This is a genomic window from Streptomyces sp. NPDC058157 (genome assembly GCF_042884105.1).
Lineage (GTDB): Bacteria > Actinomycetota > Actinomycetes > Streptomycetales > Streptomycetaceae > Streptomyces.
On the sequence record NZ_JBHVUQ010000319.1, the window covers coordinates 1 to 5,631 of the forward strand.

Annotated in this window: 7 protein-coding genes; 3 read left to right on the forward strand and 4 right to left on the reverse strand. The window is 73.0% G+C overall.

Features of this window, described 5'->3' with window-relative positions; genetic code table 11:
- On the forward strand, nucleotides 1-280 hold a 280-nt coding region (locus tag ACFVXK_RS36765), incomplete at its 5' end, for a hypothetical protein (RefSeq protein WP_389621167.1).
- A gap of 69 nt (nucleotides 281-349) precedes the next feature.
- Here the strand turns inward: ACFVXK_RS36765 and ACFVXK_RS36770 are convergent.
- Nucleotides 350-820: a MarR family winged helix-turn-helix transcriptional regulator gene (locus ACFVXK_RS36770; RefSeq protein WP_389621170.1), complete on the reverse strand. Its 471-nt coding sequence runs from the start codon at nucleotides 818-820 to the stop codon at nucleotides 350-352.
- Nucleotides 821-915: 95 nt separating this feature from the next.
- Between ACFVXK_RS36770 and ACFVXK_RS36775 the strand changes: the two genes are divergently transcribed.
- The gene (locus ACFVXK_RS36775; RefSeq protein WP_389621173.1) at nucleotides 916-1,839 is read left to right on the forward strand and encodes a zinc-binding alcohol dehydrogenase family protein; all 924 of its coding nucleotides are present in this window, start codon (nucleotides 916-918) and stop codon (nucleotides 1,837-1,839) included.
- Between the two features lie 189 nt (nucleotides 1,840-2,028).
- Nucleotides 2,029-3,291 carry a tetratricopeptide repeat protein gene (locus tag ACFVXK_RS36780; protein WP_389621176.1) on the forward strand — a complete coding sequence of 421 codons (1,263 nt, stop codon included), beginning with the start codon at nucleotides 2,029-2,031 and terminating at the stop codon, nucleotides 3,289-3,291.
- A gap of 12 nt (nucleotides 3,292-3,303) precedes the next feature.
- Here the strand turns inward: ACFVXK_RS36780 and ACFVXK_RS36785 are convergent, their stop codons facing one another.
- From ACFVXK_RS36785 to ACFVXK_RS36795, 3 genes are all read right to left on the reverse strand, one after another.
- Complete coding sequence (locus tag ACFVXK_RS36785; protein ID WP_389621178.1) at nucleotides 3,304-3,819, reverse strand: hypothetical protein; 516 nt, start codon at nucleotides 3,817-3,819, stop codon at nucleotides 3,304-3,306.
- On the reverse strand, nucleotides 3,819-4,805 hold the full coding sequence (locus ACFVXK_RS36790) for an aldo/keto reductase (RefSeq protein ID WP_389621182.1): 987 nt from the start codon (nucleotides 4,803-4,805) through the stop codon (nucleotides 3,819-3,821). The genes ACFVXK_RS36785 and ACFVXK_RS36790 overlap by 1 nt, the downstream gene beginning before the upstream one ends.
- Nucleotides 4,806-4,893: 88 nt before the next feature.
- Complete coding sequence (locus ACFVXK_RS36795) at nucleotides 4,894-5,505, reverse strand: hypothetical protein (protein ID WP_389621185.1); 612 nt, start codon at nucleotides 5,503-5,505, stop codon at nucleotides 4,894-4,896.
- Nucleotides 5,506-5,631: the final 126 nt, after the last annotated feature.

Genomic DNA, 5,631 nt, shown 5'->3' on the forward strand with positions numbered 1-5,631 from the left:
TCTGGCGTTGATTTTTGGCACGCTGTTGAGTTCTCAAGGAACGGACGCTTCCTTTGTACTCACCCTCTCGGGCTTTCCTCCGGGCTTTCGTTCTTTCTTCGTTTCCGAGTCTATCAGATCCTTTCGGGCCTTGATTTCCTCGGTGCTTTCCAGGTCCTTCGCTTTCGCGCTTTCCCTTTCCGGCGGTTCCGACTCTATCAGAAGTTTTCCACCGGATTTCCCGGCTTCGACGATCCGAATGAAGAGTCGAGTGCACCCCACATGGAATTCGATTCGCTGAGGGGTGGGTGTCGCCGAACCTGTCCGGTTCGAGGCAACCGTTTGACTCTACATCCGGCCCCCAGGGGTGTCAAAACGAGGCGGGGGCCTCGTGGATGCGCCTCAACAGCGCCATCAGCACGCCCTGCTCATCGGCCGTCAGGGGCGCCAGGAGCCGCTCGTTCGCGATCTCCGCGAGGGTCGCGCAGCGGGCCAGGACCGCCTCTCCCTCCGGGGTGACCGTCACCGCGTTCTTGCGGCGGTCGGACGGGTCCGGGGTCCGCAGGACCAGGCCCGCCCCCTGGAGGTGGTTGAGGATCCCGACCATGTCCTTCGGGTCCACCGCGAGCCGGCGGCCGAGTTCCGCCTGGGCGACGGGGCCGTACGCGGCCGTGGCGGCCAGTACCGCGTGCTGCATCGGCTTCAGCCCCTCCGCCGCGATCGCGTCGGCGACCAGGCCCCGCCCGCGCGCCGCGACCCGGCCGGCGAGCCAGCTGGGCAGGGACTGGATGTGCGCGAGGGCCGACGGTGAAGGAGGGGGCGTGGGCTGGGGCTCGACCATGGCGCCACCCTACCCAGGAATCATTGGACTTCCCAACGATCTTCTGCTTATCGTTGGGATGCCCAATGAATATGGATCCGGATCGGGGAGGTCCTGTGCTGCGCATCCGCCATGAGGTCGACGGTGGGCCCGAAGTCCTCGTCGCCGAAGAGGTCGACCGCCCGCAGGCGGGGCCCGGCCAACTGCTCGTCCGCGCCGAGGCCATCGGCGTCACGCTGCCCACCGTCCGCAAGGTCCGCGAGGGCAGCGGGCCCGTCTCGTTCGGCGGGGAGATCGCCGGGACCGTCGTCTCCACCGGCGCCGGCGTCACCGGCTTCACCGTCGGGGACCGCGTCACCGGGCTGTGCTTCGCGGACGCCTATGCCGAGTACGCCGTCCTGGACGCCGCGTTCACCACAGCCGTCCCGGACGACGCCACCGCCGTGGACGCGGTCGCCCTCGTCCGCAGCGGGCTCGTGGCGCGCGGGGCGTTCGAGGCCGGGCGCGTGCGGCCCGGCGAGTCGGTGCTCGTCACGGCGGCCGCCGGCGCGGTCGGCACCCTCGCCCTCCAGCTCGCCCGGGCCGGAGGGGCCGGACGCGTCGTCGCGGCGGTCGGGAGCGCCGACAAGGCCGCGTTCGTCCGCACCCTGGGCGCCGACGAGGTCGTGCTGTACGAGGACGCCGACTGGGGCGCCCCGTACGACGTCATCCTCGACGGCGTCGGCGGCGAGCTCCTCGGCCCGGCCGTGCGCGCCCTCGCCATGGGCGGCCGACTGGTGGCCTTCAGCTCCGGCGGCGGCACGGTGGAGGCGTACGAGCTCCTGGTGCGCGGCGCCTCGATGATCGGCTTCCAGATGCGGGCCGTCGCCGTCGGCCGCCCCGACCTGTACGCCCGCTGGCAGCGCGAGCTCTGGGAGCAGCGCGCGGCCGGCACCCTGCGCACGACCGTCCACGAGGAGATCCCCCTCGCGGAGGCGGCCCGCGCCCACACGGTCATCGAACAGCGCCGCAACCACGGCAAGGTCGTCCTGATCCCCTAGGACCTGCCCGGACCGTGTCCGGGGCACCTGCCGATCGGCCGGACACCTCGGTCAGGCGCTGCCCGCCGGCCGGTGACCGGTGCGGCACAGGAGGCGGTCGGCGCGGACGCGCCCGACGAGGTCTCGTGCACGATGTGGTCGAGGCCCTCGAACCGGTCCGGCGGACGGCAGCGGCTAGGGTGCGTGGCCGTGGACGCCGCTGAGCTCGACGGCCGGTTCCGGTCGTACTCCCGTTGCATCACCCCGTACCTGGTCACCCGGCTGCTCGACCTCGGGCACACCGAGGAGGTCGCGCGCCAGGCCGGGCGCGGGGAGTGGTTCTGCGCGCAGGAGCTGGCGCGGCGGCTCGCCGGACGGGAGCGGTGGGCCGAAGCCCGGGAGGTGCTCGCGCCCTACGTGGCCACGGGCTGGTGGACCGCGGTCGAGGCCGCGGCCGGGCTGCTGGAGCAGTGGGGGAAGCCCGACGAGGCCATCGCCCTGGCCCGCCCGCACGCCCGGGTCGGCGACCGGCCGGCCATGGCCTCGTTCGCGCGTCTGCTCGCCCGGCACGGGAGGGCCGGGGAGGCGTTCGAACTCCTCCTGCCGCACGCGGGCGACGGGTTCCTCGTCACCGTCCTGGTCGAGGTGGCCGCGCCCGCGGGCCGGGACGAGGACGTCGCCGCGCTGCTCGCCGCCCGCGTCGGCGCCGCCCCCTCGCCCGCCCTGGAGGAGGACCTGCTCGCCACGGTCCGTGAACGCCGGGGCCGCGTCGACGAGGCGATCGCCCTGCTGCGCCCCCGCTCCGCCGGGTCTTCCTGGCACGCCCATGACCGGTTCGCCGACCTGCTGGCCCGCCACGACCGGATCGGGGAGCTGCGGACGTACGCCGCGGAACTGGAGGGGCCCGCGCGGCGGCTCGCCGAGCTGCTGGAGGAACGCGGCGACGTGGAGGGGGCGATCGCCGTGTACCGGATGCCGGAGGGCTCGCAGGAGCTCCGGCGTTTCCGGGCCCTTCGGCTGGCCGAGCTCCTGGGGCGGCACGGCCGGGTCGAGGAGGCGGTGGCGGTGCTCCGCTCGCTCGGGGAGCTTCGCCCGGGCCCGGAGGACTGGCTGGTGCGCACCCTGTGCTCCCTGTACGCCGACTTCGGCCGGGCGGAGGAGGGCCTGGCCTTCCTCGACACCCTCGACCCCCACGACAGCGACGAGGCTTGGGCCTTCTTCGAGGCACGGCTCCCGCTGCTGGCCGCCTGCGGCCGACGCGAGGAGGCGATCGCCCAGGTACGGGCCCACCCGGAGGGCGACACCTGGTACGGGGCGTCCGCCCTGGGCGGGCTCCTCGCCGAGGGCGGCCGCCTGGAGGAGGCCGTGACCGTCCTCGGCGCCCACGCCTCGGGCAACTCCCGGGACCTGGCCGAGCACTTGATCACCCTCGGCCGCGTCCAGGAGGCGCTGGCCGTCCTCCGGCAGCCCTGAGCCGCCTCCCCCTCAGTCCACGTTCCACCGCGCCGGGAGTTCCCCGTCGCAGAAGACGCAGAAGAAGTACCCCTCGCGCACCACGTTGACCTCCCGGCAGACCGGGCACCGACGGAAGACCACCTCGTACGTGAAGCCGGCCGGCCGGCCGATCCCCGCCCGGTCGAGCGCCTCGGCCAGGGGCGGCCACGCGCCGGTGTCCGGGCAGTAGCCGGTCGACTGGTTGCCGACCGTCTCCACCTCCCGGCGCCCGGACTCCGCACGGAGCCGGAAGCCGATCTCCCCGGCGCACAGGACCTCGTCCCCGCCGGCGCACACCACGTGCTCACTGCGGCGGGGCGCCAGCCGCAGGGCGCCCGCCCGGTCCACGACGAAGGTGAAGGGCTCGGCCAGTTCGCCGGCCGTCCGCCCCGCGAGCCACGCGGCGAACTCCGCCTGCGTGCGCACGGGTTGCCCGGCCCGGTCCGGCCGGGCGAGGCTGCGCAACTCGGCCGGACCCACATACCGGTAGCGCCGTGCCGCGCCCATCAGCGGTCGACGAAGGTCAGGCTCGTCGCGTCGTAGCGGGCGCCCGCGATCCCTTCGCCGGGGGCCGCGGCCTCGATGGCGGCCAGGTCTTCGGGCCTCAGCTCGACGGACAGGGCGGCGAGGTTCTCCTCGAGGTACTTCTGCCGCCGGGTGCCGGGGATCGGGACGACGTCCTCGCCTCGGTGCTGCACCCAGGCCAGGGCGAGCTGGCCGGCGGTGACGCCCTTGGCGGCGGCCAGTTCCTCGAGCTTGGCGACGATCGCCAGGTTCCGGTCGAGGTTGCCGTCGGCGAACCTCGGCTGTGTGCGCCGGATGTCCGTCTCCGCCAGGCTCTCGACCGACTGGTAGCGGCCGGTGAGGAAGCCCCGGCCGAGCGGGGAGAACGGGACGATCCCGATGCCGAGTTCGCGGCAGACCGGCGCGGCCTCGGCCTCCAGGTCGCGGGTCCAGAGGGACCACTCGCTCTGCAGGGCCGTGATCGGGTGCACCGCGTGCGCCCGGCGGATCGTTTCCGCGCCGGCCTCGGACAGTCCGAGGTGGCGGACCTTGCCGGCCTGGACCAGCTCGGCCATGGCGCCGACGGTCTCCTCGATCGGGACCTGAGGGTCGACGCGGTGCTGGTAGTAGAGGTCGATGTGGTCGACCCCGAGGCGTCGGAGCGAAGCCTCGCACGCCTGGCGCACGTAGGCGGCGTCGCCGCGGATCACGACGGGCTCGCCCAGCCGGTTGGCGAAGCCGAACTTCGTCGCGATGACCGCCTCGTCGCGCCGCCCGGCGACGGCCCGCCCGATGAGCTCCTCGTTGTGTCCGACGCCGTAGAAGTCGGCGGTGTCCAGGAGGGTCACGCCGAGGTCGAGGGCCCGGTTGATGGTCGCGATCGACTGCGCGTCGTCGGAGTCCCCGTAGCCGTGGCTCATTCCCATGCAGCCCAACCCCTGTGCGGACACTGCGAGTTCGCCCAAGTTCCGGATACGTGCGTCGGTCATTCTGGTGCCTCCCCGTGCTGGAAACCGTCTGTCCATGACGCTAGGTCTTGGAGTGCACTCCATGTCAAACGATCACCCGGGAGGCATGTCAGATCCCGCAGTCGACGCTCGCCAGGCCGCCCGAGACGATCGGATCGGTGGCGGTGCCGTGGACGCTGAGCGTGCCGTGGCCCCCGCGTTCGCTCCAGTGGAGCTCGTACATTCCCGCGGCGACGGGCCGGTGGCCGTCATCCGCGATCCAGGAGCCCGACGGCCGCCAGCCGATGCGGCTCGGGCCGACCGCGTACACGTCGCCACTGCCGAGCACCAGGAACGAGGTCTCGCGAACGACGGCGGTGCAGCCTCCCGGGCCCGTGGGGTGCAGGACGTGGTACTCCGCTCCCAGCTCGTCGAGCGCACCGACCGCACAGCTCAACGCCGCCGCGGTGAACGCGACTCCCCGTACGAGGCCCATCGGGCGGGAACGGCGCGGTGCGTCCGGGCCGAACCGCACGGCACGGACGCCGGCGAGGAGGCCGGCGGCACAGAACAGGACGACGCACAGCGCCCAGCCGGGCACCACGCTCCCCGAGACCAGGAGGAGCATGTCGCTCCAGCCCGTGGCCGCGGCGAGGAACAGGAGCACCGTGACGGCGACGTCGTAGCCGGCCGCCCGCCGCGTCGGTACCCGGCCGTCCCGGGCCGCAACATCGCTGGTCATACATGCACACTACGGCCGGCCGCCGATCGACCCCTAAACGCAGAAAAGCCCCGCACCATGACTGGTGCGGGGCTTTCCCACAATGATTGTTCGGCGGCGTCCTACTCTCCCACAGGGTCCCCCCTG